21 protein-coding genes are annotated in these 24976 nt (G+C 71.1%); 12 read left to right on the forward strand and 9 right to left on the reverse strand.

What is annotated here, in order from left to right; all coding sequences use genetic code 11:
* Positions 1–61: 61 nt before the first annotated feature.
* Genes AB0L65_RS12595 through rhaS form a run of 4 tightly spaced genes read left to right on the forward strand, consistent with a single transcriptional unit; the run spans position 62 to position 4745 of the window.
* The gene (locus tag AB0L65_RS12595; RefSeq protein ID WP_364243857.1) at positions 62–1558 is read left to right on the forward strand and encodes a sugar ABC transporter ATP-binding protein; all 1497 of its coding nucleotides are present in this window, start codon (positions 62–64) and stop codon (positions 1556–1558) included.
* Between the two features lie 22 nt (positions 1559–1580).
* The gene (locus tag AB0L65_RS12600; protein ID WP_364243859.1) at positions 1581–2690 is read left to right on the forward strand and encodes an ABC transporter permease; all 1110 of its coding nucleotides are present in this window, start codon (positions 1581–1583) and stop codon (positions 2688–2690) included.
* A complete protein-coding gene (locus AB0L65_RS12605) occupies positions 2680–3663 on the forward strand; it encodes an ABC transporter permease (RefSeq protein WP_364243861.1) in 984 nt (327 codons plus the stop codon). The genes AB0L65_RS12600 and AB0L65_RS12605 overlap by 11 nt, the downstream gene beginning before the upstream one ends.
* Positions 3660–4745, forward strand: a complete 1086-nt coding sequence (gene rhaS, locus AB0L65_RS12610; RefSeq protein ID WP_364243863.1) for a rhamnose ABC transporter substrate-binding protein — start codon at positions 3660–3662, stop codon at positions 4743–4745. Before AB0L65_RS12605 ends, rhaS begins: the two co-directional genes overlap by 4 nt.
* Before the next feature lie 3 nt (positions 4746–4748).
* Here rhaS and AB0L65_RS12615 read toward each other — a convergent pair whose 3' ends face one another.
* The gene (locus tag AB0L65_RS12615; RefSeq protein ID WP_364243865.1) at positions 4749–5414 is read right to left on the reverse strand and encodes a response regulator transcription factor; all 666 of its coding nucleotides are present in this window, start codon (positions 5412–5414) and stop codon (positions 4749–4751) included.
* Positions 5411–6718, reverse strand: a complete 1308-nt coding sequence (locus tag AB0L65_RS12620; RefSeq protein ID WP_364243868.1) for a sensor histidine kinase — start codon at positions 6716–6718, stop codon at positions 5411–5413. The genes AB0L65_RS12615 and AB0L65_RS12620 overlap by 4 nt, the downstream gene beginning before the upstream one ends.
* 134 nt (positions 6719–6852) lie before the next feature.
* Between AB0L65_RS12620 and AB0L65_RS12625 the strand changes: the two genes are divergently transcribed.
* From AB0L65_RS12625 to AB0L65_RS12640, 4 genes are all read left to right on the forward strand, one after another.
* Positions 6853–7770 carry an ATP-binding cassette domain-containing protein gene (locus AB0L65_RS12625; protein WP_364243871.1) on the forward strand — a complete coding sequence of 306 codons (918 nt, stop codon included), beginning with the start codon at positions 6853–6855 and terminating at the stop codon, positions 7768–7770.
* A complete protein-coding gene (locus AB0L65_RS12630) occupies positions 7767–9320 on the forward strand; it encodes an ABC transporter permease subunit (protein ID WP_364243874.1) in 1554 nt (517 codons plus the stop codon). Before AB0L65_RS12625 ends, AB0L65_RS12630 begins: the two co-directional genes overlap by 4 nt.
* Positions 9317–10093 carry an ABC transporter permease gene (locus tag AB0L65_RS12635; protein ID WP_364243876.1) on the forward strand — a complete coding sequence of 259 codons (777 nt, stop codon included), beginning with the start codon at positions 9317–9319 and terminating at the stop codon, positions 10091–10093. Before AB0L65_RS12630 ends, AB0L65_RS12635 begins: the two co-directional genes overlap by 4 nt.
* A gap of 134 nt (positions 10094–10227) precedes the next feature.
* Positions 10228–11073 carry a L,D-transpeptidase family protein gene (locus AB0L65_RS12640; RefSeq protein ID WP_364243878.1) on the forward strand — a complete coding sequence of 282 codons (846 nt, stop codon included), beginning with the start codon at positions 10228–10230 and terminating at the stop codon, positions 11071–11073.
* On the opposite strand, the gene AB0L65_RS12645 is transcribed toward AB0L65_RS12640, so the two are convergent.
* From AB0L65_RS12645 to AB0L65_RS12665, 5 genes are all read right to left on the reverse strand, one after another.
* Entirely contained in the window at positions 11070–12503 is a 1434-nt protein-coding gene (locus AB0L65_RS12645) for an FAD-binding oxidoreductase (RefSeq protein WP_364243880.1), read from the reverse strand. The two genes, AB0L65_RS12640 and AB0L65_RS12645, sit on opposite strands and share 4 nt — an antisense overlap.
* A gap of 88 nt (positions 12504–12591) precedes the next feature.
* Positions 12592–14235: an NADH-ubiquinone oxidoreductase-F iron-sulfur binding region domain-containing protein gene (locus AB0L65_RS12650; RefSeq protein WP_364243883.1), complete on the reverse strand. Its 1644-nt coding sequence runs from the start codon at positions 14233–14235 to the stop codon at positions 12592–12594.
* Between the two features lie 49 nt (positions 14236–14284).
* Complete coding sequence (locus tag AB0L65_RS12655; RefSeq protein WP_364243886.1) at positions 14285–15070, reverse strand: hypothetical protein; 786 nt, start codon at positions 15068–15070, stop codon at positions 14285–14287.
* A gap of 147 nt (positions 15071–15217) precedes the next feature.
* Positions 15218–16711 (reverse strand): DUF1996 domain-containing protein, encoded by a 1494-nt coding sequence (locus AB0L65_RS12660; protein ID WP_364243888.1) that lies wholly within the window; start codon positions 16709–16711, stop codon positions 15218–15220.
* A 26-nt stretch (positions 16712–16737) separates the two neighbouring features.
* Positions 16738–17322 carry a DUF4142 domain-containing protein gene (locus tag AB0L65_RS12665; protein ID WP_364243891.1) on the reverse strand — a complete coding sequence of 195 codons (585 nt, stop codon included), beginning with the start codon at positions 17320–17322 and terminating at the stop codon, positions 16738–16740.
* On the opposite strand from AB0L65_RS12665, the gene AB0L65_RS12670 reads away from it, so the two are divergent.
* The 4 genes from AB0L65_RS12670 to AB0L65_RS12685 all read left to right on the forward strand — a co-directional run bounded on the left by AB0L65_RS12670 (position 17303) and on the right by AB0L65_RS12685 (position 24062).
* Positions 17303–18049: a sigma-70 family RNA polymerase sigma factor gene (locus AB0L65_RS12670; protein WP_364243893.1), complete on the forward strand. Its 747-nt coding sequence runs from the start codon at positions 17303–17305 to the stop codon at positions 18047–18049. The two genes, AB0L65_RS12665 and AB0L65_RS12670, sit on opposite strands and share 20 nt — an antisense overlap.
* A complete protein-coding gene (locus tag AB0L65_RS12675; RefSeq protein ID WP_363962518.1) occupies positions 18049–18246 on the forward strand; it encodes a zf-HC2 domain-containing protein in 198 nt (65 codons plus the stop codon). The genes AB0L65_RS12670 and AB0L65_RS12675 overlap by 1 nt, the downstream gene beginning before the upstream one ends.
* A 99-nt stretch (positions 18247–18345) precedes the next feature.
* Positions 18346–19149: a tryptophan 2,3-dioxygenase family protein gene (locus AB0L65_RS12680; protein WP_364243895.1), complete on the forward strand. Its 804-nt coding sequence runs from the start codon at positions 18346–18348 to the stop codon at positions 19147–19149.
* 38 nt (positions 19150–19187) lie between these two features.
* A complete protein-coding gene (locus tag AB0L65_RS12685) occupies positions 19188–24062 on the forward strand; it encodes an NAD-glutamate dehydrogenase (protein ID WP_364243897.1) in 4875 nt (1624 codons plus the stop codon).
* A 174-nt stretch (positions 24063–24236) separates the two neighbouring features.
* Here the strand turns inward: AB0L65_RS12685 and AB0L65_RS12690 are convergent, their stop codons facing one another.
* Complete coding sequence (locus AB0L65_RS12690) at positions 24237–24719, reverse strand: Clp protease N-terminal domain-containing protein (protein ID WP_364243900.1); 483 nt, start codon at positions 24717–24719, stop codon at positions 24237–24239.
* On the reverse strand, positions 24716–24946 hold the full coding sequence (locus tag AB0L65_RS12695; protein WP_350728452.1) for a hypothetical protein: 231 nt from the start codon (positions 24944–24946) through the stop codon (positions 24716–24718). The genes AB0L65_RS12690 and AB0L65_RS12695 overlap by 4 nt, the downstream gene beginning before the upstream one ends.
* Positions 24947–24976: the final 30 nt, after the last annotated feature.

Raw genomic sequence — 24976 nt, forward strand, 5'->3', positions numbered from 1 at the left:
TCGCCACTCGCTGATTTACCGTCCTCCCACCGCTTAAAACGATTTTGCCGGGAGTGCGGCAATGAATGAGACTCCCGTTCTATCCCTTTCCCAGGTCAGCAAGGCGTTCGGTGCGGTGCGTGCCGTACGCGAGGTCTCTCTCGATCTCTTCCCCGGCGAGGTGCACGCGCTCGCGGGGGAGAACGGCGCGGGCAAGTCGACGATCGTGAAAATCCTGTCCGGCGTGCACCGGCCGGACTCGGGCCGGATCCTGCTGGACGGCGAGCCGGTGGAGTTCGGCGGGCCCGCGGACGCGCAGCGGGCCGGGGTCGCCGTCATCTACCAGGAGCCGACCCTCTTTCCCGACCTGTCGGTCATGGAGAACATCTTCATGGGCCGCCAGCCCCGCGGCCGCCTCGGCATCGACCGGCGGGCCATGCGCGCCGGCGCCGCCGAGCTGTTCGAGCGGCTCGGCGTGCCCCTCGACCCCGACCAGCCGGCCCGCGGCCTGTCGATCGCCGACCAGCAGCTCGTGGAGATCGCCAAGGCGCTCTCGCGGCAGGCGCGGGTGCTCGTCATGGACGAGCCCACCGCCGCCCTGTCGGGCACGGAGGTCGCCCGGCTGTTCGGCGTGGCCCGGACGCTGCGCGCGCAGGGCTGCGCGCTGCTGTTCATCTCGCACCGGCTGGAAGAGATCTTCGAGCTGTGCCGGCGGGTCACCACCCTGCGTGACGGCGCGTACGTGGCCGAGGACCTGGTCGCCGACATCACCCCCGACGACCTGGTACGCCGCATGGTCGGCAGGGAGCTGGAGGCCCTGTTCCCCAAGCAGGAGACGGAGGCCGGCGAGGTCGCGCTCAAGGTGCGCCGGCTCACCCGCGAGGGCGCCTTCACCGACGTCTCCTTCGAGGTGCGGCGGGGCGAGATCGTCGCGCTGGCCGGGCTCGTCGGGGCCGGGCGCAGCGAGGTGGCCAGGGCCGTGTTCGGCATCGACCGGTGGGACGCGGGGAGCGTCGAGGTGGACGGCAGGCGGCTGCGGCCCGCCAGCCCCACGGCGGCCATGGCGGCGGGGCTGGCCCTCGTGCCCGAGGACCGGCGGCAGCAGGGCCTCGTCATGGACCTGTCCATCGAGCGCAACATCGGGCTCGCCGGCCTGGCCGACGTGCGCCGGGGGCCGTTGGTCTCCCGGGCGGCCGAGCGGGAGCGGGCCAGGGACTGGGCGGTGCGGCTGCGGCTGAAGTTCGCGCGGCTGACGGACGCCGTGAACGTGCTGTCCGGCGGCAACCAGCAGAAGGTCGTGCTGGCCAAGTGGCTGGCGCGCCGGCCGTCGGTGCTCATCGTGGACGAGCCGACCCGCGGGATCGACGTGGCCACCAAGGCCGAGGTGCACCGGCTGCTGTCGGAGCTGGCCGGGAGCGGGGTGGCGGTGCTGATGATCTCGTCCGAGCTGCCCGAGGTGCTGGGGATGGCCGACAGGGTGCTGGTCATGCACGAGGGGCGGCTGGCCGCGGAGATCCCGCGCGCGGACGCCACCGAGGAGAGCGTGATGGCCGCCGCCACCGGAAGGAGCCGCGCGTGACCGCCACCGGAAGGAGCCGCGCGTGACCGCCACCGCCACCAGGACCGAGGCCGTGCGGCGCAACGGCGGGCGGCGGCTCGTGGACCGCGTCGCGCGGGTGCGCGAGCTGGGCATCGTGGTCGCGCTGGGCCTCCTCTTCGGCGTCACCGGCGCCGTCAACCCGTCCTTCCTCACCTATGCCGGCCTGCGCGACATCCTGCTGAACTCCGCCATCGTCGCCATGCTCGCCGTCGGCCAGACGCTCGTGGTCATCACCAGGAACGTGGACCTGTCCGTCAGCTCCGTGGTGGGGCTGTCGGCGTTCGGTGGCGCGCTGATCCTGGCCGACCACCCGGGCGTGCCGATCCCGGTCGTGATCGCGGGCTGCGTGGTGCTCGGCGCCCTGTGCGGCGCGGTCAACGGGCTGCTCGTCGGGGCGGCCAAGGTGCCCGCGCTGGTGGCCACCCTCGGCACCCTGTACGCCTTCCGCGGCATCGACTTCGCCTGGGCCGGCGGACGCCAGGTGAACGCGGCCGACATGCCCGACGGCTTCCTGTCCCTGGGGACGCGCTCGGTGCTCGGCGTGCCGCTGCTCGCGCTGGTCGCCCTGGTCGTACTGCTGGCGGTCGGGTGGATGCTGGGCAACCTGCGCGCCGGCCGCGAGCTGTACGCCATCGGCTCCAACCCCGAGGCGGCCGTGCTGGCCGGGATCCGGGTGCGGCGCAGGATCGTCGCGGCGTTCGTGGCCAACGGGGCGCTGGCGGGGCTGGCTGGGGTCATGTGGGCGGCCCGCTTCGGCACCGTGGACGCCACCGTGGCGACCGGCAAGGAGCTCGACGTGATCGCCGCCGTCGTGGTGGGCGGGGTGGCCATCTTCGGCGGCAGCGGCACGGTGTACGGGGCGGCGCTCGGGGCGCTCCTGCTGACCGGCATCACCAGCGCGCTGGCCGTGCTCCGGGTGGACGCGCTCGCCCAGACCGCCATCAACGGCGCCCTGCTGCTGGCCGCCATCGTTCTCGACCGCGCGCTCGCGCTCCGGGTCGCCGCGGCCCTGCGCCGCCGCAGATTCCACGACCCCGCCGAACCGGACGACCCCGCCGACCGCCCAGACCCCGCCGATCCCGCTCCCGGGAGGACCGCCGATGGCAGCTGATCTCGCTCGGACGGCGCGCCGCTGGGAGGGGCTCATCCTCGTGCTGCTCGTCGGCGTGAGCGTCTGGGCCTCGCTCGGCGTGGACGGGTTCGCGAACGGGTCCAACATCTCCTTCCTGCTCCTCGACACCACCGAGATCGCCCTCATGGCCCTGACCATGACGCTGGTCATCGTGGCGGCCGAGATCGACCTGTCGGTGGCCTCCACGCTGGGCCTGTCGTGCGCGGTGCTCGGCCGGCTGTGGAACGCGGGCCTGCCGATCGAGGCGATCATGCCCATCTGCCTGCTGGTGGGCGCCCTGTGCGGCGCGTTCAACGGGCTGCTCGTCACCCGCCTCGGCCTGCCCTCGCTGGCGGTCACCATCGGGACGTTCGCGCTGTTCCGCGGCCTGGCGTACGTCATGCTGGGCGACCAGGCGGTGGCCGACCTGCCGCCCGCGTACACGAGCCTGGCCACCGCGTCCATCGGCCCGATCCCGCTGGCGTCCGTGCTGGTCGGGGTGCTGGCGGTGGTGGCGGCCACGCTGCTGCACGCGACCGGGCTGGGCCGCTCGATCGTCGCGCTCGGCTCGAACGTGGAGGCCGCCTACTTCGCGGGCGTCCGGGTCAAGCGGATCAAGTTCTGGCTGTTCGTGGCCTCCGGGGTGATGGCGTCGCTGGCCTCGCTCGTCTACACGTTCCGCTACGCCAGCGCCAGGGCGGACAACGGCGTCGGGCTCGAACTGGCCGTGGTGGCCGCCGTGCTGCTCGGCGGCGTGTCGATCTTCGGCGGGCGCGGCACGCTGCCCGGAGTCCTCATGGCGGTGCTGCTACTCGGCGTCGTGCGCAACGCGCTCATCCTCGCCGACGTGGCCAACGAGGTCCTGAACTTCGTGACGGGCCTGCTGCTCGTCGCATCCGTGCTGGCGCCGAACCTGGGGGCGGTATGGCGGCGGCGCACCTCACCACAAGTGGAAGGGAAGTCCGTTTCATGACAACGCGCACCCCTTGGCGGCCGACGGCGCTCCTCGCCGGACTCGTCCTGCTGACGGCCGCCTGCGGCGGCACCACCAAGAGCGACGTGGCACAACAGTCCTCCGCCTCCGCCACGGCCGCCGCCTCCTCGGCCCCGGCCGTGGATCCCAACGCCCCGCTCAAGCAGGGACTGAAGATCGCGTTCCTGCCCAAGCAGGTCAACAACCCGTACTTCACGATCGCCGACGGCGGCGGGATCGCGGCCGCCAAGGAGTTCGGCGGCGAGGGCAAGGAGGTCGGGCCGTCCGACGCCAGCGCGTCCTCGCAGGTCTCCTACATCAACACGCTGATGCAGCAGAAGCAGGACGCCATCGTCATCTCCGCGAACGACCCGAACGCCGTCGTGCCCGCGCTCAAGCAGGCCAGGGCCGCCGGGGTGAAGGTCGTCAGCTACGACTCCGACACCGCCCCCGAGGGCCGCGACGTGTTCGTCAACCAGGCCGGCCCCGAGGACCTGGGCCGGACCGAGGTGCAGCTGCTGGCCGAGCAGATCGGGCACAAGGGCAAGATCGCCGTGCTCTCCGCCACCCCCAACGCGACGAACCAGAACACCTGGATCGACTTCATGAAGGACGAGCTCAAGAAGCCCGAGTACAAGGACATGGAGCTGGTCAAGGTCGCCTACGGCAACGACGACGACCAGAAGTCGTTCACCGAGACGCAGGGGCTGCTGCGCTCGTACCCGGACCTGGCGGGCATCATCTCGCCCACGACCGTGGGCATCGCCGCGGCGGCCCGCTACCTGTCGGACTCGCCGTCCAAGGGCAAGGTCAAGCTGACCGGGCTCGGCACCCCCAACCAGCTCAGGAAGTTCGTCAAGGACGGCACCATCGAGGCGTTCGAGCTGTGGAACCCGGCCGACCTCGGCTACCTGGCCTCGTACGCGGCGGCCGCGCTGGCGTCCGGGCAGATCACCGGGGCCGAAGGGGAGAAGTTCAAGGCGGGCAAGCTCGGCGAGTACACGATCGGGGCCAAGGGCGAGGTGCTGCTGGGCAAGCCGACCGTGTTCAACAAGGACAACATCGACAAGTTCGACTTCTGACGCTCACGTCCGGCCGCGCGGCACGACCAGGCCCGTCTCGTACGCCATGACGACGGCCTGGGTCCTGTCGCGCAGGCCGAGCTTGTTCAGCACCCGGCTCACGTGGGTCTTGACCGTCTCCTCGGTGACCACCAGCCTGGCCGCGATCTCGGGGTTGGACAGGCCCTCGGCGACCAGGCGCAGGACCTGCGTCTCGCGCGGGGTCAGCGCGGACAGCGCCTCCGCCGCCGGCCTCGGGCCGCCCATGCGGGCGAACTCGCTGATGAGGCGGCGGGTGACGGCCGGGGCCAGCAGCGCCTCGCCGGCGGCGATCACGCGTACGGCGTCGAAGAGGCGCTCGGCGGTGACGTCCTTGAGCAGGAAGCCGCTGGCTCCGGCGCGCAGGGCGTCGTAGACGTACTCGTCCAGGTCGAATGTGGTCAGGATGAGCACCCTCGGCCCGCCGTCGAGGCGCCTGGTGGCCTCGATGCCGTCCATGACCGGCATGCGCACGTCCATCAGCACCACGTCGGGGGATAGCTCGCGGCAGACCCGCACCGCCTCGGCCCCGTCGGCGGCGGTGCCCGCGACCTCGAAGTCCGGCTGGGTGTCGAGCAACTCGGCGAACCCCGTCCGCACCACCAGGTGGTCGTCGGCGATCACGATCCTGAGCCTGCCGGGCTCGCTCATCCGCCCTCCTCGTCCCGTCCGGGCAGGCGGGCCTCCACGAGGAACCCGCCGCCCTGGGCGGGGCCCGTGCGGAGCTCGCCGCCGACGGCCGCGGCCCGCTCGCGCATCCCGGACAGGCCGTGTCCTCCCTTTTCCGTGTCCGACGGCCCCGGGCCGTTGTCGCGGACGAGCAGGCGCAGGTCGGGGCCGGTGTAGTCGAGCTCCACGTCCACGGCGGCCCCGGGCGCGTGGCGGCGCGCGTTGGTGAGCGCCTCCTGGATGATCCGGTACGCGGCCAGCTCCACGCCGGGATCGAGCTCCACCGGCGAGCCCCGCAGGACGAGCCGGGTGGTCGTGCCCGACGCCTCGCGCGACTCGTCGAGCAGCTCGTTGAGCTCGTGCAGGCGCAGCCCGGGCTGGGGATGCCGGGCCGAGTCGGCCTCGGCGTCCTCGCGCAGCACGCCGAGCAGCCGCCGCATCTCGGTCAGTGCCGCCCGCGCGGTGTCGCCGATGGCCAGCAGTCGCTCCGCACCCGCCTCCGGCATGCCCGGGACGGCCAGCCGGGCGGTCTCCGCCTGGACGGCGACCATGGAGATGTGGTGGGCGACCACGTCGTGCAGCTCGCGGGCGATGCGGGCGCGCTCGCCGCGGGCCGTGTGCTCGACCAGGCTGTCGGCCATGACCTGCCGGGCGGCGGTGTCGGCCCGGGCCCGGCGGCGGGCCCGTACGGCGATCATGGCCAGCGCCAGTGCCGGGGCCAGGCAGGCGAGCAGCAGCGTGAGCGCCCGCACGCGCTCGCCGGGCCCGATCGCCACCGCCAGCACCGGGTACGGCACCGCGACGAGCACGGCCGTCGCCGGCGCACCGTGGCGGCCGGCCCGGTAGCCGGCGATCAGCTGCGCCGCCGCGCCCGCCACGGTCAGCGTGTGGAAGGCCAGGACCGACAGCGCGCCCGCCCCGGTCGCCAGGAGCGCGGCAACGGACGGCTGGGCCCACAGGAGGGGCAGCGGCAGCGTGGTGGCCAGCGCGAGCAGGGGGAACACCATGAGGAGCAGCGGAGCCGTGCCGTCACCGGCCGGCGGCAGCGCATCGGGGCTCACGGGCTGACCGCCCACCGGCGCGCTCACGGTCTCCGAGAGCGCGGGCGCGCTCCCGGACTGCACGACCGACTCGGCCACCGCGAGCACCGCCAGGGCCACGCCGAGCACGACCGGCAGCTGCCGGGCGGCGGCGGGACCGTACGGCACGGCCGCCCCGATCCGGCGCGCCCATGCGAGCGGCACCGCGACGATACGGCTCCACCTCCGGTCCTGCACTCGTTCCACCAGGTCATTGTCCCGGGCGCGGGCAATTGTGGCATCCCTCGTAAGAGGGACGAGGCGTAGCTGGCGCCAGTGACGCCGCAGATCGCTCCGCCGCGTGACGACCCGGGCCGGGCCCGCTGCCTAGTCTGCCTGCCGTGGAAGCAACCATCGAAGTCAACGGCCTGCGCAAGCGGTTCGGCCAGACCCGGGCGCTGGACGGGATGACGTTCACCGTGCTGCCCGGCCAGGTCACCGGGTTCGTCGGGCCGAACGGCGCGGGCAAGTCCACCACCATGCGGGTGGTGCTCGGCCTGGACGCGGCCGACGAGGGCCATGCCCTGGTCGGCGGGCGCCCGTACGCGAGCCTGCGCAGCCCGCTGAGCCACGTCGGCGCGTTGCTGGACGCGGCCGCGCTGCAGCCGGGCCGCACCGCGCGCAACCACCTCCTGTGGCTGGCCCACTCCCAGGGGCTGGGCGCCGGGCGGGTGGATGAGGTGATCGAGCAGGTCGGGCTGACGCCGGCGGCCCGGCGCCGGGCGGGCGGCTACTCGCTGGGCATGCGCCAGCGCCTCGGCATCGCCGCCGCGCTGCTCGGCGACCCGCCGGTGCTCATGCTGGACGAGCCGTTCAACGGCCTCGACCCCGAGGGCATCGTGTGGATCCGGGGGTTCCTGCGGTCGCTGGCCGCGGAGGGGCGGGCCGTGCTGGTGTCCAGCCACCTGATGAGCGAGCTCCAGGACACCGCCGGCCATCTCGTGGTGGTGGGCAGGGGCCGGGTCGTCGCGGACACCAGCGTGGCCGACCTGATCGCGACCGCCTCACGGGACCGGGTCACGCTGCGTACGCAGGCGCGTCCGGAGGCGATGTCGGTGCTGGCGGCGGCCGGAGGCACCGTGACCGTCACCGATCGCGACACGCTGGTCGTCTCCGGGCTGGCGTCCGAGCACATCGTGCGGCTGCTCGCCTCGCGGGCGGTGCCGTTCTCCGAGGTGGCGGCCCACCGGGCCTCGCTGGAGGAGGCGTACCTGGACCTGACCAGGGACGCGGTCGAGTTCAAGGGGGCGGCGCGATGACCGCCGTGACCCCCTACCGCTCGGGCCTGCGGGCCGGGCGCGACGGCTTCGCGCAGCTGCTGCGGGCCGAGTGGACCAAGCTCCGCACGGTACGCGGCTGGATGGCGGGCCTGACGCTGACGACGCTGCTCATCGTCCTGCTCGGGGTGCTCTTCGCGACCGGCAGCCGCTCCTCCTGCATGAACGGGCCGATCGAGGTGCCCTGTCCCGCGCCGCCGACCGGGCCCGGCGGCGAGGCCGTGGAGGACCGGTTCTACTTCGTGCACCAGCAGCTCGACGACGACGGCAGCATCACCGTACGCGTGAACAACCTGACCGGGCAGCTCCGCAAGCCCGACGTGACCCCCGGGGTCCGGAACGTCGTCCCCGGCGTCACGCCGTGGGCCAAGGCGGGGGTCATGATCAAGCAGAGCGTCCGCCAGGGAGCCGCGTACGCGGCGGTGATGGTCACCGGGAGCCACGGGGTGCGGATGCAGCACGACTTCACCGAGGACGTGGCGGGGCGGCCCGGCGGGGCTCCGCGGTGGCTGCGGCTGACCCGTACCGGCGAGACGATCGTCGGCGAGGAGTCGGCCGACGGCTCGCGGTGGACCAGGGTGGGGACCGCCCGGATGGCGACCGGGAGGGTCCGCGTCGGGCTGTTCGCGGCCTCTCCGGGCGACCTGACCGTGACCTCCAACGTGATCGGCGGGGCCGCGACGGCCTCCCGCTTCGCCGAGGTCACCGCCGACATGGACCAGGTCAGCGTGCGGGGCGTGGCCCCCGGGGGCTCGTGGACCCGCGACGACATCGGCGTCACGCTCGAGGCCGACGGCACCCCGCACCATCCGGGCGGGCTCGTGCGCTCCGGTGACACGTTCCGGATCACGGGGGTCGGCGACATCGCGCCGGCCCTGGAGGGCATGCCCGCCGAGCGCGTCCTGACAGGGGTGCTGGCGGGGCTGGTCGTCGTCATCGTGGTCGCGGTGTCGTTCGTCACCGCGGAGTACCGGCGCGGGCTGATCCGCACGACCCTGCTGGCCGCCCCGCGGCGCGGCCGGGCGCTGGTGGCCAAGGCCGTCGTGATCTCCGTGGCCGTCTTCGTCTTCGGGCTGGTCGCCGCCGCCGTCACGGTGCCGGTCGGACGGGCTCTTCTGGCGGGCAACGGCAACGTCCTCGCGCCTCTGGCACCGCTCACCGGGCTGCGGGTGATCGCTGGGACCGCCGCGCTGCTCGCCGTGGTGGCGGTCTTCGCGCTCGCTCTCGGGTCGCTGTTCCGGCGCAGCGCCGTGGCCGTCATCGCGGCCATCGTGGCGATCGTGGTCCCGTACCTGCTGGCGACCGCGTCCCTGCTGCCCGACGAGGTGGCGCGGTGGCTGCTGCGGCTCACCCCGGCGGCGGGCTTCGCGATCCAGCAGAGCACGGTCACGTACGAGCAGATGACCGCCCGGTTCGCCCCGGCGGAGGGCTTCTTCCCGCTGCCGCCCTGGGCGGGGTTCGCGGTCCTGTGCGCGTACGCCGCGCTCGCCCTGGCCCTGGCCGCCCACCGGCTGCGCCGGAGGGACGTATGAGACGCGAGATACACGCCGAGTGGACCAAGCTGCGGACGGTGGCGGGGCCCGCGTGGCTGCTGGCCGGGGCCGTCGTGCTGACCGTGGCCCTGAGCGCCCTCGCGGCGGCCGTCGTGTCCTGCGCGACGGCGGGCTGCGGGCAGGACGCGGCCAGGATCAGCCTCGTCGGGGTCCAGCTGGGCCAGGCGATGGTGGCCCTGCTGGCCGTGGTGGCGGTCTGCGGCGAGTACAGCACCGGCATGATCCGCACCAGCCTCACCGCGATGCCGCGCCGGACCACCGCCCTGGCCGCCAAGGCGGTGGTGGTCGGCGGGCTCACGCTGGGCGCGGGGACCCTCGCCGTGCTCGGGTCCGTGCTGGCGGGGCGGCTCCTGCTGCCGGGCAGCGGCTTCACGGCCGCGCACGGCTACCCGCCGCTGTCCCTGGCCGACGGGCCGACCCTGCGCGCCGCCGTGGGCTCGGTCCTCTACCTGGTGCTGATCGCGCTGCTCAGCCTCGGCCTGGCCACCGCCGTCCGCGACTCGGCCGCGGCCGCCGGGGCCGTGATCGGGCTCCTGTACGTGTTCCCGGTCGTGATCCTCATGGTCGCGGACCCCGAGGCGCGGCGGCTCCTGTGGACGCTGTCCCCGACGAACGCCGGGCTGGCCGTCCAGACGACCGTGGATCTCGCGTCCCTCCCCATCGGACCGTGGGCGGGCCTCGGCGTCCTCGCCGCGTGGTCCGCCGCCTCCCTCGTGGGAGGCGGTCTGCTCCTCCGGTACCGCGATGCGTGATCGAATAGCGAATAAAGCTGAAATGCCGGTATTTACCGGAATTGATATTCTCGCGGACTTTGCTTGACAAAACCTCCCGTTGGATGTGAATTATCGGCGATCTGGGTACGCGTCGATTTATGAGGATAAGGGGAATGGCGGCGCTGGCCGCGGGATGTTTTCTGCCGCTGCTGGCCGCGGCGCCCGCCCTGGCGGACGAGCTCCCGCAGGGGGACCCGGGCGTCCAGACCGACACGGGCGTTCCGGCGGTGGAGGCGGTGCCGGACGTGATGCCGCTCCCGGCGGTGGAGGCGGTGCCGGTGGTGGAGACGGTGCCGGAGCCGGTGAAGCAGGTCCGGGCGGTCAAGGGCGTCAAGGGCGCCCGCGCCGGGAAGATCGGTGTGCTGCGGCCGGGCGACCGGGGCGAGATGGTCAGGCAGCTCCAGCGGCGCCTGCACGACGGCGGCTTCTACTTCGGCCAGGCGCACGGCGTCTATGACGAGCAGACGAGGTACGCGGTCTGGGGGTTGCACAAGAGCAGGGGGATGGTGCCGAGGGGCGAGGTGGGGCCGAAGACGTGGGCGGCGCTCAGGCGGAGCAAGGGCCTGCGCCCGCTGGTGCCGCAGGGCGGCGCGGACCGGATCGAGATCAGCCTGACCCGCCAGTTGCTCACCATCTATCGCGACAACCGCCCGGTGCTGGTCACTCACGTCTCCACCGGCGCCGAGGTGCAGTACTGCGAGAAGGGCCACTGCGGCAACGCGGTCACGCCGGTGGGCGACTTCCGGGTGACCAGGAAGGCGCCCGGCTGGACGACGGGCCTGCTGGGCTCGATGTTCAACTCGCTCTACTTCGTCGGCGGCATCGCCATGCACGGCTCGACGGAGGTGCCGCTCAGGCCCGCCTCGCACGGCTGCGTACGCATGCCGCTGTCGACGTCCGTGCGCGTGTTCAACATGGTGAAGGAGGGGGAGCCGGTGTACGTACGCGGACAGATCTAGATGCCCTGGGGCAGTCGGAACAGCCGGCCGGGGTCGTACGTGGATTTCACCTCGGCCAGCCGGGCTGCATTGGGCCCGTAGTACGCATTCCGCCAATTACTCAAATCGGGGTCGATGTAATTAACGTAAGCATGATCCCCGAAAAATGGGGACATGTCGGAATGTAGCCCGCGCAGCCACCGCCGATCCGTCCCCTCCGCGTAATACTGCACGCTGTAAAGCGCCGCCCGATGCGGGAACGCCGTGTCCGCCGGACCGACCCGCCCGATGGCCCCGCCCATGGCGTCCAGCAGCACCGAGTGCCGCCCGCCGCGCGCCACCCCGTCCACCAGCGCCCGCACGCCGTCCGCCGGCAGCTTCCGGTACGCCATGTGCGACTTGGCCGCGAACGCCTCCCGCGGCATCCGCCGGCACTCGGCGATCGACATGGCCGCGCAGCCGCCCATGATCTTCATGCCGTCCAGATAGGGGACCGTCCGGGCCGAGCGGGAGGAGGGTTGCCCGATCTTGCCGACGAGCGGGGCCAGCAGCCGGTCGAGCGCGGGCCTGCCGCCCACGTACGTGCCGACGATCGCGACGTCCAGGCCGCCGCCCGAGCGCCCCAGGTGCAGCGAGGACCACAGCTCGTCCGGCGCCGAAGGCCCCCACGACTGCCACGCCTTGACCGCGGCCCCCGCCTTGGCCCACGGCCAGTGCAGGAAGAACACAGTGACGTCGCGTGCCGCGAACGTCCTGAACGTGAAGGACACCGCCACGCCGAAGTTCCCGCCGCCACCGCCCCTGCAGGCCCAGTAGAGGCCGGCGTTGCGCGCGGCGTCGCAGTCCAGCGTCCGGCCGTCGGCCGTGACGACGCGTACCGACTGGAGGTTGTCGCAGGTGAGCCCGTACTTCCGGGACACCACGCCGATGCCCCCGCCGAGCGTGAGACCGCCGACCCCGACCGTGGGACAGGAGCCCGCGGGGATGCTCACACCGTGGCGGGCGAGCTTGTCGTAGACGTCGATCAGCTTGGCGCCCGCGCCGATCGTGGCCCGGCCGCCCGCATAGGCGACCGAGCTCATCCTGGACACGTCGATCACCAGCCCGGGGCCCGTGGACCAGCCCGCGTAGGAGTGACCGCCCGAACGGGTGGTGACCGGCACGCCGCCGGTGCGCGCGAACGTCAGGCACGCCGACACGTCGGCCGCGCTCGCACAGTAAGCGACCCCGCCCGGCCGGATCCGGTCGTAGGCGGGGTTGTACAGGCGGCGCGCGGTGTCGTACCCGGCGTCGCCCGGCAGCACGAGCGTGCCCTTCAGCTGTCTCCGCAGCCTCGCCCAGTTGGGCGGCGGCGCGGAGAGCCCGGACGTGCCGGTAGACCGCCCAGTGGACCGCGCGGTGGCGGCCAGCGGGGCGAGCGCGGCGACATGCAGAAAGTCCCGGCGGTCCATGGACGCCTCCGTGTGATCGGTGTTGAGCCGCTCGGTGAGACGTCCGGATGACCCGCCAGGTTTGGTCACATCTCCATCACTTCAGGGCTCAGCCGGCGCTTCCTCCGAACGCGCTCCTGGGGGTGGCGCCGCCCACCCGGGTGAGCCGGGGCGGGCCGCTCTTCTCGGACTTCTTGAGGGCTCCGTCCTTGACCAGCCGCAGCGGCGAGGCGGCCGGCTTCGGAGCCGGACCACCGTGACCGTCTCCCGTGGTCTGGACCATCCGCAGGGCCAGCGCGGGGCACATCTCGACCGTGCGCCGCGCCTCCTTGGCCATCCAGCCCGGTACGGTCCTGAACGACGGGAACCCGTAGTCGTCCAGTTCCACGAACTCCGGCAGCAGATGGGCGCAGAGTCCGTGTCCCGCGCAGCGGGACCAGTCGACCTCCAGCCGGTACTCCACGTAGTCCTTCTCGGGCTCGGGCATCGGCAGCGCGCCGCGGACCGGCCGGCCGCACGAACCGTGCTCCAGGTGGAGTGCGATCTCGCTCTCGAACGCGTCCAGCGCCGACAGCACGAACTTGGCCGTGCCGTCCGGGTGGAAGCACGCCCCCCGCCGCTCGACGCCGCGCACGCAGCGCCGTACGGCGTCCACGGAGCCGCTGCCCTCGACCAGCGCGTTCATGGCCCACGCCAGGTCCGGCAGGCCGAGCCGGCACGGGCCGCACTGGCCGGCCGACTCGCCCGCCAGGTAGGAGGTGACTCGGGCGGCCTCGCCCAGCGAGCACGTCGACTCGCCGAGCGGGACGATGATCCCGGCCCCCAGGGTCGCGCCGGCGAGCTTCATGCCCTCGCGCGAGATCACGGCCGTCTGGGCCACCTCGGCCGACAGCCAGGCGCCGTGGTAGCCCCCGATGAGCACCCCGTCGCCGATCTCGGCCTCGGTGAGCGCGAGCACGTCCGCCAGGTACGTGCCGGTCGGCGCCTCGATGACCGCGCCGTTGGCCGCGCCGCCGCTGACGGTGAGCAGGATGGTGCCGGGCTCCTTGGGGGTGCCGACCTCGGCGTACCTCTCCGGGCCGAGCTCGGCCAGCAGCGCCAGCTGCGCGTACGTCTCCGTGTTGGACAGCAGGGTCGGCAGCCCGTCCACGCCGCTGATCGCGGCCCGCCTCTTGCGGCCGGGCGGGATGCCTATCTCGCCGTTGACGGCGTTGACGAGCGCGCCACCCTCGCCGGAGATGAACCGCTCCTTGATCCCGACCACCCGGATCGGGATGCGGCTCTCCGCGCCGCCGGCGACGTTCGCGGCCCGGCGCTCGTCCACGGCGGCGTTGACGGACGCCTCGGCGACCTCGCCGCCGGCCGTGGCGAGAACCACCTCGCGGGCCCCCAGCGCCTCGGCGGCCAGCACGGCGCCGTCGAGGACCAGGTGGGGGTTGCGGGTGAGCAGCATGGCGTCCTTGGAGCTGGCCGGCTCGCCCTCGGCGCCGTTGATGAGGACGACGCACTCGCCGCTCGAGCCCACCGCGTCGGCGACGGCCCGCAGCTTGCGCGCGAACGGGAACGCCGCGCCGCCCCGGCCGCGCATGTCCACCTCGTTGGCCATCGAGATGAGCTGATCCAGGTCGCGCGGCTTGGGGGAACCGTGGAGGGTGCGGTGGGCGGGCAGGTCCAGTCGGCGGGTCTGGTCCAGCCCGGCGGTCAGCCGGGCCGGACCCATCCGTAAGACCCGCGGCACTCGGGCCGGAATCACGATCGCTCCTGTCGGGTTGCGGGGGTCAACCGGGTCTCCTGAGGCGGTCTCATCCGGCCTCCCGATACCTGCGCCGCTCGGCGAGGCTTACCGGTGCGTTCCTTCTCTGGGCCGGGCCCGGGCCCGCGGCCGCTGCCGCGGCTGCCGCGGCGGCGGCGTTCCCCGCCGCGACCTTCTGCGGCTGCTCGGCGGGTACGCCCATGGCGGCGGGGTTGGTCACCGCCGGCCCCTGGATCTTCTCGAGCGTGACCGGCGGACGGAAGGCCGTGGCCAGCACGCGGATGACCAGCGCTCCGCCGACCGCCGCGATGCTGGCCACGTAGGACCAGGCCACCCAGCCGGCCGGCGGACGGCCGGCCGTCAGGCCGTGCATGATGGCGACGGGCCAGCCCAGGTACGCGACCGAGTGCATCACCCGCCACATCCATGGCCTGGCCTTCGCCGCCCAGCGCCTCCTGAGCAGTCCCGTGGCCACGGCCACGATCATCATGTCGAAGGCCAGGATGCCGAGACCTTTGTTGATTCCGGCGATCGGGACGACCGCCGCGCCCGGTGGCACGTGGCCCAGGCTGATCATGAGGGAGATGTGCGTGATCAGGAAGATCATCCCGAGAAGGCCGAAGGCCTTGTGGGCGAGCTGCGACCTGACCCGGTTGACCGGGGACAGGAAGACCCGCTCGGTGGTGACGATGCCGAGCGCGACGGTCGCGGTGAAGGTCACCAGGGCCATCACGCCCACGTAGAACTCGAGGAAGCCGACCACCCGGCCGAGGATCGCTATGCCACGGTCTGTCCTGGTCAGCGCGAACGCCGACAGCACGACTGCCATGACCATGGCGCTGGCTCCCAGTCGGACACTGCGGGTGTCTAACTTGGTGGGAGTGTGCCGGGGGTGTCGTCTGTGGAGCATCTAAGGTTCCCTCCAAGGTCGGGTGAGGGTGCGACTCGGAAGGCTGGGTAGCCCGCGAGGGCTTTCAGCAGATCAGCATCGGCGGCCCCGGTTGATGCAAGAGACGACGAACTGCATCAGCCGGTCGGGCATCACGTTCGCGAAGTCCGCGTGGTCGGTGATGGGGTTGTGCTTCTGTTCAGGGAAGGCGTCCACGGCGAATGACGGGCCTTGCGGCACGGTGTACGTGAGGGTCATGCGCAAAGCCGGCACCGCCTTAGTTCCTTGCGGGCAGGCGCCACCCTGTCCAGGGAAGACCACGTGCGTTCGGTGATTGGCGCTATCAGTGTTCTGGCCGTCCCAGCAGCTAGGGAAGTCCAGAATACGAACGACTTGGCTGCCGCGCGGGCAAAGCGGATATTTGTCGGGACTTATGCGGTTTTGGAATCCCGTGCAGCTCCAGGCGGCCCTGGCGTTGCCGGCGCCGTTGGTGGCGGCCTTGGCGTCACCGGTGATCAGCCTGAGGAACCTCGGCATCGCGACGACCTGGGAGCTGGCGTTGCCGCGGAACTGGAGCGTCACGGAGCGTGCACGCAGCACCTGGCCGACGTTGCCGTCCGCGTCCTGAGTGTTCACGTCCACCTTGCGGTCTCTGAGGACCGGCCAGAAGTAGGTGGATTTATCGCCCAGCCGGCACGTGGTGCCGGCGGCGGCCAGGCTCTCGTCCGTGGAGAAGCCGTCCGTTGACAGGTTGCCCACGTAGTCGTGGAGGTGGTGGGCTCCGTTGCTCACGCCGGGGGCGACGATGAAGTTGTCCGGGTTGTTGTGGCCGTTGCGGTTCGTCCCGCATGCGGAGACGAAGGTGCCGCGCGAGCCGCCCCTGCCGATGCGGGCGTCAAGCTGACGCGGCGCTACCTGGCGGATGTCGACGAAGTCCTGGACGAACGGGCCCAGGTCGGCGCATTCGTTCTCGTTGTGCTCCTCGGACGCCGTGGGGGACGGGCTGGGGGAGGCGTTTCCGTTCCCATTGTTCCCATTGTTGCCGTTGTTCCCGTTATTGCCGTTGTTTCCGTTGTTGCCCTGACCCGGGTTCTGGGTCGGCCGGTTGCGGCGGCCGAACGTCTCGGCGGTCTGCTCCGGGTCGGGGTTCTGGGCGTCGGGGTTCTGGGCCGGGTCGAGCACGGCGCGCCCGCCGCTCTGGCCCTGCTGGTCGGCGTTCTGCTGCTGGTCGCCGTTCTGGTCCTGCTGCTGGCCCTGTTGCTGGTTGTTCTGCTGCTGGCCGTTCTGCTGGTTGTTGTTCTGCTGGTTGTTGTTCTGGTCCTGCTGGTTCTGGTTGTTGTTCTGGTCCTGGTTCTGCCCGTTCTGATCCTGGTTCTGGTTCTGGTCCTGCTGGTTCTGATCCTGTCCCTGCTGATCTTGATCTTGTTGCTGATCCTGGTTCTGGTTCTGGTTGTTGTTCCGGTTCCGCTGACCCTGCTGCTGCTCCTGGGAGGCCTTTGCCGGGTCGCAGTGGTCGGCGCGCGCGGGGCCGACGCCGATGACGGCCGCGGACACCAATCCGCCGGCCACCACGGCCAATGCGGACACGGCCGAGGCCATGCGTCTAGATCTCGTCATGCGTCTCTCCTCTTTTCAACCGCCATCGCGACGGGTGGAGCTGGTGAGGGCGTCGGAGGCTCGGGCAACTGCGTGTGATCGACCAGGCCGGTGGACTCCAGGAGCGTCATGTGGCGCATGACGAAGTTGATGCCTTCCTGGGCGAACTTCCTGATCTCCGCGTTGCGCGTACCGGCCCGTACAGCCGCCACGACGGTGAAGACCTTGCCGTGCGCGGCACGCAACAGGTTCGCGAAGTCCTGGTCGAAGGCGGGTCCGCGCTCCGCAGCGAGCTGGGCCATCCAGCTCTGCTGGTCGGCGTTGGGCTCGCTGGGCAGTGCCACACCGAGCTTCTTGGCGGTTTGCCGTGTCAGCAGGTCCAGCCTCTGGTGGTCCTGCATGATCAGCCTGCCGACTTCCTTGACGCGCTGGGACTCGGCGCGGGTCTGGGCATAGTCGCCCGCGGGCATCTCCCAGAGACCGGCCTGCCGCACCTTGATGAGCAGGTCACGGTCGGCGGCCGTGACGGGCCCCGATGATGTCTGGGTCGCCGCAGTGGCGGCGGGATCGATCGAAGGTGGCATGACCAGCACGATCGTCACCGCGGCCGCCACGACGAAGCCACCGAGCATGAACAGCTCGCCACCGCGCAAAAGCCTGTGCATGGTCGGAGGTACGCGGGTCTCTCGGGCTTGGTTCAGCACATGGCCGGAGATAGTTAGAAATGACTGGAGTTATCGGAGTGGCTACCGCCGAGATAACGAAGGTGTAAAGATGTGCCCCGTGCTAGGTCACCTCGACGGCAGGTTCGAGAGTGCGGATGCCGAGGCGGAGCATCGCATCGCGGTGCTTTACCAGGAGTTCGGCGGCCCTCTGCTGCGCCACGTACGCAAATCGACAGGTAACGACCTTCAATGGGCCGAAGACGTGGTGCAGGAGACGCTCGTCCGAGCCTGGAAAAACTCGGCAAGACTGCAGTGGGAACCAAGCCTTATATGGGCGTGGCTACTGACGGTAGCCCGCCGCATCGTTATCGATGGACGTCGACGGAAGAGCGTCCGGCCTCAAGAGGTCGAGCCGCCCGAAGTCGACATGATGGCCGTACCCGACGGCTCGGAGCGAGCTCTGTCGCGGATGGTCGTCGCCGACGCCCTTCGCAGCCTCTCTGAAGAACACCGCGAAGTCATAGAGCAGACCTACCTCCGAGACCGTACGATTAGTGAAGCGGCGGAGATACTGGGGATACCTCCGGGCACGGTGAAGTCCCGGCTCTATTACGGGATCCGGGCTCTCCGCGAACTGCTGCGGGACAAGGGGGTAGCCGGCTGATGCATGACGAGGTGGCTGCCTATGTCCTCGGAGTCCTCGATGAGGACGAGCACGAGGCCTTCGAACGCCACCTCGATACGTGTAAGAGATGCCAGGCGGAGCTGATTGAGCTTGCCGAGCTTCCGGAAGAGCTCGACGAGCTCAAGAACGCTCCCGCAGCCTCCGATGACGACCCCCCGAGGTCGATGTCACGCTGACGTCTGTACGTTGACGTCTGTGCCCTTTTCGGGTGGTATCGGTACGGCGAGGCGTTGCGTCCGGTGTAGCGTGACCGGACGGTCAGGGGGAGGTGTTCGGTGGGCATCGACGGAGATGCGCCCGTTCCCCCGCAGCGGCGGTTCGGCGAGGAAGGCGGCCAGCTGTCGTACGGCGGCTATCTTCGCCTGCCCGCGCTGCTCGCACAGCAACGGCCGCAGTCGGAAGCGCCCGACGAGCTGCTCTTCATCACCATCCACCAGGTCTACGAGCTGTGGTTCAAGCTGCTGCTCCACGAGCTGGAGAACGCCCGCGAGGCCATGTTCGCCGGCGAGCTCTGGCGGGCCAGGCACCTGTTCCGACGGGTGCACGCGGTCGAGAAGGTGCTGATCGAGCAGGTGGACGTGCTGGAGACGATGACGCCCCAGGACTTCCTCATGTTCCGGGAGAAGCTGGCGCCCGCCAGCGGCTTCCAGTCGGTGCAGTTCCGGGAGCTGGAGTTCCTGTCCGGGCTGAAGGACGAGCGCTATCTCGGCAGCTTCAGGCACGCCAGCGACACGGAGCTCGCACGGCTGCGCCGCAGGCTGGAGGAGCCCACGCTGTGGGATGCTTACCTCACCGCCCTCTCCCAGCGTGGCCTGCCGGTCTCCGACGACGAGATCATGGGCTCGCTGCTGGCCGTGGCGAGGGACCGCGGGTCGTACGACGACCTGTGGCAACTGGCCGAAGACCTGCTGACGCACGACGCGACCGCCGCGCAGTGGCGGACGCGTCATGTCCAGATGGTCGAACGCCAAATCGGCACCAAGTCGGGCACCGGCGGCTCGACAGGCGCCCCCTATCTACGCGGCAGAACGCGTTTGCACTACTTCCCGCTGCTGTGGGAGCTAAGGGCCTGGCTATGAACAGCTTTGGCAAACCCTCACAAAGGAGTGAGACCGAAATGCCCCTCGACGAGGCCAAGGACGAGCTGCTCCAGCGAGCCGCGGAAAGTTGCGCGGCGAGCAGCGAACATGTGGGCCCCGAGGAGGCCCTGTCCTTCCTCCGGTTCTACTACCGGCACGTCGCGCCGGAGGACCTGCTCGACCGCAACCCCGTTGACGTGTACGGCCCCGCGATGTCGCAGCGGCAGCTGGCCGAGGTCCGCCCCCAGGGCCGGGCGGTCGTCCGCGCCTACACCCCCACGCTGGACGAGAACGGCTGGGACCCGGGCCACTCGGTCGTCGAGGTGGTCACGGACGACATGCCGTTCCTCGTCGACTCCGTCACGATGGAGCTCGACCGCCACGACCTGGGCATCCACCTGCTGGTCCACCCCCAGATGCGGGTGCGCCGCGACATGACGGGCCGGATGCTCGGCCGCGGCCAGGAGGACGTCACCGGCCAGATGCTGGTCGAGTCGTGGATGCACATCGAGGTCGACCGGCAGGCCGACCCCGAGGCGCTCAAGGAGCTCGAGGCCGACCTGCAGCGGGTGCTCACCGACGTGCGCCACGCGGTCGAGGACTTCAGGAAGATGCGGGCGCTGGCCGTGCAGACCGCCGAGGACCTGGGCATGAGCCCGCCGCCGCTGGAGCCCGCGGAGGTCGAGGACAGCATCGACCTGCTGCGCTGGCTCGCCGACGGGCACTTCACCTTCCTGGGCTACCGCGAGTACCGGCTCGAGCACACCGACGAGGGCGAGACGCTGCGGGCGCTGCCGGGCGCGGCGCTGGGCATCCTTCGTGACGACAAGGTCGGCTCGGAGAGCTTCTCGGCGCTGCCCGCCGAGGTGCGCGCCAAGGCGCGCGAGAAGCAGCTCGTGATCACCACCAAGGCCAACTCGAGGGCCACGGTCCACCGGGCGACCTACCTCGACTACATCGGCGTCAAGATCTTCTCGCCCGAGGGCGAGGTGATCGGCGAGCGGCGCTTCCTGGGCCTGTTCACGCACGTCGCCTACAACGAGTCGATCTCCAGGATCCCCGTGCTCCGCCGGAAGCTGGCGGAGGTGCTGGACAGGGCCGGGCTGGCGCCCGACAGCCACGACGGCAAGGACCTGATCGAGATCCTCGAGACGTTCCCGCGCGACGAGCTCTTCCAGACCTCGATCGACCAGCTCCTGCCGATCGCGCTGGGCGTGCTGCGGCTGCGCGAGCGCAAGCAGGTCAAGCTCTTCCTGCGCCGCGACGACTACGGCCGCTACATCTCCTGCCTGATCTACCTGCCGCGCGACCGCTACACCACCAAGGTGCGGCTGAAGATGCAGGAGGTGCTGCTGAAGGCCCTGGGCGGCAAGTCGCTCGACTACAGTGCGATGATCGGCGAGTCGGTGCTGGCCCGGCTGCACGTGGTCGTGCGGGGCGAGCGGGGCAAGCAGCTCCCGCCGCCGAGCGTGGACGTGGAGGAGCTGGAGGCGCGGCTGGCCGCCCTGACCCGCTCCTGGGAGGACGACCTGGCCACCGAGCTGGGGCGGAGGGCTGCCGAGGACGAGGCGCCCGCGCTCATCAGGCGGTACGCCTCCGCGTTCCCCGAGGGTTACAAGGCGGACTTCCCGCCCAAGGTGGCCGTCGTGGACCTGCGCCGCCTGGAGGACCTCGTGGCCGTGGGCGACGGCGCGGAGGTGGACATCAACCTCTACGAGCCGTACGACGCGGCCGAGGGGGAGCGGCGGCTCAAGATCTACAAGGTCGGCTCGCCCATCTCGCTCTCCGAGGCGCTGCCGCTGATCCAGCGGCTCGGCGTCGAGGTCGTGGACGAGCGCCCGTACGAGATCGACCGCGACAACGACCCCAACACCAAGAACGCCTGGATCTACGACTTCGGCCTGCGGTACACGCCGACGGAGGAGGTCGGCAGGGACGACTTCAAGCGGCTGTTCCAGGACGGGCTCAGCGCCCTCTGGAAGGGGCAGGTCGAGGCCGACGACTTCAACTCGCTCATCCTGAGCGCCGGGCTGACCTGGGAGCAGGTCGAGATCCTCCGGGTGTACGCCAAGTACCTGCGCCAGGCCGGGGGCACGTTCTCGCAGACCTACATGGAGCGGGTGCTGGCCGCGAACGTGCGGCTGGCGCGGCTGCTGGTGAGCTTCTTCGAGGCCAAGCTCGATCCGCGGCGCGGCGAGGACGTGCGGCTCGATCTCGCCGAGGCGCTCAACGAGGAGATCCTGGGCGCGCTCGACGAGGTAGCCTCGCTGGACGAGGACCGGATCCTGCGGGCGTACCTGGAGATGATTCAGGCGACATTGCGCACGAATTACTTCCAAACGGTCGATGGGCACCGCAAACCGTACATATCTCTCAAGTTCGACCCGCAGGCGATCAGCGTGCTGCCGCTGCCGCGGCCGAAGTACGAAATATTCGTCTATTCGCCTCGGGTCGAGGGCGTGCATCTGCGCTTCGGGAAAGTGGCGCGAGGCGGGCTGCGGTGGTCGGACCGGATGGAGGACTTCCGTACGGAGATTCTCGGCCTGGTAAAGGCACAGATGGTGAAAAACACCGTCATCGTCCCCACTGGGTCTAAAGGTGGATTTGTCGTTAAACAGCCGCCTGTGTCCGGAACGCGGGAGGAGATGCTCGTCGAAGGCGTCGCCTGCTACCGGACGTTCATCTCCGGCCTGCTCGACGTGACCGACAACCTCGTGGACGGCAAGGTCGTGCCGCCGCCCGGCGTGGTCAGGCACGACGGCGACGACACCTACCTCGTGGTCGCCGCCGACAAGGGCACCGCGACCTTCTCCGACATCGCCAACAGCGTGGCCAAGGAGTACGGCTTCTGGCTGGGCGACGCGTTCGCCTCCGGCGGCTCGATCGGCTACGACCACAAGGCCATGGGCATCACCGCCCGCGGCGCCTGGGAGTCGGTCAAGTACCACTTCCGGACCACGGGCCTGGACGTGCAGAGCACCGACTTCACGGTGGCCGGCATCGGCGACATGTCCGGCGACGTGTTCGGCAACGGCATGCTGCTGTCCCGCCACATCCGGCTGGTGGCCGCCTTCGACCACCGGCACATCTTCGTCGACCCCTCGCCCGACGCGGCCGCCTCGTACGCGGAGCGGCAGCGCCTCTTCGAGCTGCCGCGCAGCTCCTGGGAGGACTACGACGCCAAGCTGATCTCGGCCGGCGGCGGCATCTTCCCCCGTACGGCCAAGTCCATCCACATCACGCCGCAGATGCGCGAGGCGCTCGGCATCCCCGCCGGGGTCACCTCCCTGGCCCCCAACGACCTGATCAGCGCCATCCTGCGGGCCCCCGTCGACCTGCTGTGGAACGGCGGCATCGGCACCTACGTCAAGGCCGGCTCCGAGTCCAACGCGGACGTGGGCGACAAGGCCAACGACGGGCTGCGGGTCAACGCCGCGGACCTGCGCTGCAAGGTCATCGGCGAGGGCGGCAACCTGGGGTTCACCCAGCTCGCCCGCATCGAGTTCGCGCTGAACGGCGGGCTGGTCAACACCGACTTCATCGACAACTCGGCCGGGGTCGACACCTCCGACCACGAGGTGAACATCAAGATCCTGCTCGACCAGGTCGTCCGCGACGGCGAGCTGACCGACAAGCAGCGCAACCAGGTCTTCACCTCGATGACCGACGAGGTCGCCGACCTGGTGCTGCGTGACAACTACGCGCAGAACGTGGTCCTCGCCGCGACCCGTACCCAGGCCGTCGAGATGCTCCACATCCACTCCCGCTACCTGCGCCGCCTCGAACGGGACGGCCTGGTCAACCGGGAGCTGGAGTTCCTGCCCTCGGACAAGACGCTGGCCGAGCGCCGCCAGGCCAGGCTCGGCCTGACCGCGCCCGAGTTCTCCGTCCTGCTGGCCTACACCAAGCTGGTCGCCGACGCCGAGCTGCTGGGCTCCGACCTGCCCGACGACCCCTACCTGGCCTCGTGGCTGGTGTCGTACTTCCCGTCCGCGCTGCGCGAGCGCTTCCGCCCCTACATGGACGCCCACCCGCTGCGGCGCGAGATCATCACCACCTGCGTGGTGAACGAGCTGGTCAACTCCATGGGCACCACGTTCATGTACCGCTTCGGGGAGGAGACCGGGGCCTCGACCCCCGACATCGTGCGTGCCTACCTCGTGGCGCGCGAGGTGTTCGACCTGCCCAGCTTCCACCGGGCCGTGGAGGCGCTGGACAACAAGGTCGACACGGCCACCCAGATCGCCATGCTGCTGGAGGCCCGCAAGCTGGCCGAGCGCGGCACCCGCTGGCTGCTGGTCAACCGCCGCCCGCCGCTGGACCTGGCGGGGTCGGTCGCCTTCTTCGTGAAGGGCGTCAACGGCCTGCTGACCCACATCCCCAAGCTGCTGACCGGGCCCGACCTGGCCGCCTACGAGGAGCGCCGCGACTCGTTCGTGGCCAGGGGGGTGCCGCTGGAGCTGGCCGAGCGGGCGGCCGCCATGGTGCCCGCGTACTCCATGCTGGACCTGGTGGAGGTGGCGTCGCTGACGGGCCGCCCGGTCGCCGAGGTGGCGGAGGTCTACTTCGACCTGGCGGACCGGCTCCAGCTGGCCCGCCTCCGGGAGCGCATCATCGCGCTGCCCCGGGACAACCGCTGGAACTCGATGGCCCGCTCCGCCCTGCGCGACGACCTCTACGCCGCGCACGCCTCGCTGACCCGCGACGTGCTGGCCCACAGCACGCCGGGGCTGCCGCCGGAGGAGCGGCTGGCCCGGTGGTCGGAGGCCAACTCGGCGGCGGTCTCCAGGGCGCGGCAGACGCTCTCGGAGATCTGGGAGAGCGACCACTTCGACCTGGCCACCCTGTCGGTCGCGCTGCGGGCGATCCGCACCCTGGTGGCGGCCAGCAACCTCCCGCACACGGAGGCGTAGCCAGGCCGCGCCGCGGCGACAGCCCGGCCGCCGTGGTTTCGGCGGCCTGGGCCCTGCCGCAGTGCCTACGGCGGCCTGAGCCCGGCCGCTGTTTCTACGGCGGCCCGGCCGTGCCCCGGTGGTGCGGCCGGAGCGCCGCGTGGCGTGGGGCGCCTTCCAGGGCGCTCCAGGGGGTCACCAGCTCCCGTCCGCCAGTACCTCCCGGAGGCGGGTCGCCAGCGCGGCCCGGTCCACCCCTGCCAGGGTGAGCGCGCGGGGCACGGTGCCGAGCTCGGCCTCCAGGATCCCGAGCACCAGGTGGCCGGGTCTGAGGTCCTTCTTGCCCGTGGCGGTGGCGAAGCCGCGTTCGAGGCAGAGCCGTCCCGAGGCCCCCAGGTTCAGGCGGCGGTCCGGGTCAGGGGTCGGCGCCGGGAGGCCGAACGAGGCGGCCGACACCCCCGCCGTGCCCAGGCTGTGCTCGAACTCCCGGTCCAGCGCGTCGCGGATCGCCTGGCGGTCCAGCCCCGCCGAGGTCAGGACCTCGCGGGCGGCGGTGCCCTCCTGGGCGGCGATGCCCAGGAGCAGGTGGTGCGCCTCGATCGCGGCGGACCCGTCCTGCCTGGCCTCGGTCTGGCCGTGCAGGATGACGGCCTGGATGTAGTGGTCGATCGCGCTCACTGTCGTCTCCTCAGCGTGACGCCGGCGGCGATGAGCCGCTTGACGTGCTTCTTGTGCACCGCTTGACGGGTGACTCCGAGCGCCTCGGCGACCTGCGGCCAGCTCCAGCCGGCCCGCATCGCCTGCTCGACGGCGGCGTCCTCCAGCTGATCGGCCAGGCGCCGCAGTGCGACCACGGCCGCCAGCGCGTCAGCGGGCTCCTGGGGTTCGGGAATGTCGGCCGGCATGCAAGCAACCATAGTTGCCTACAGGCGAAT

The sequence above is a fragment of the Nonomuraea sp. NPDC052116 genome, assembly GCF_040680035.1.
GTDB classification, from domain to species: Bacteria; Actinomycetota; Actinomycetes; order Streptosporangiales; family Streptosporangiaceae; genus Nonomuraea; species Nonomuraea angiospora_A.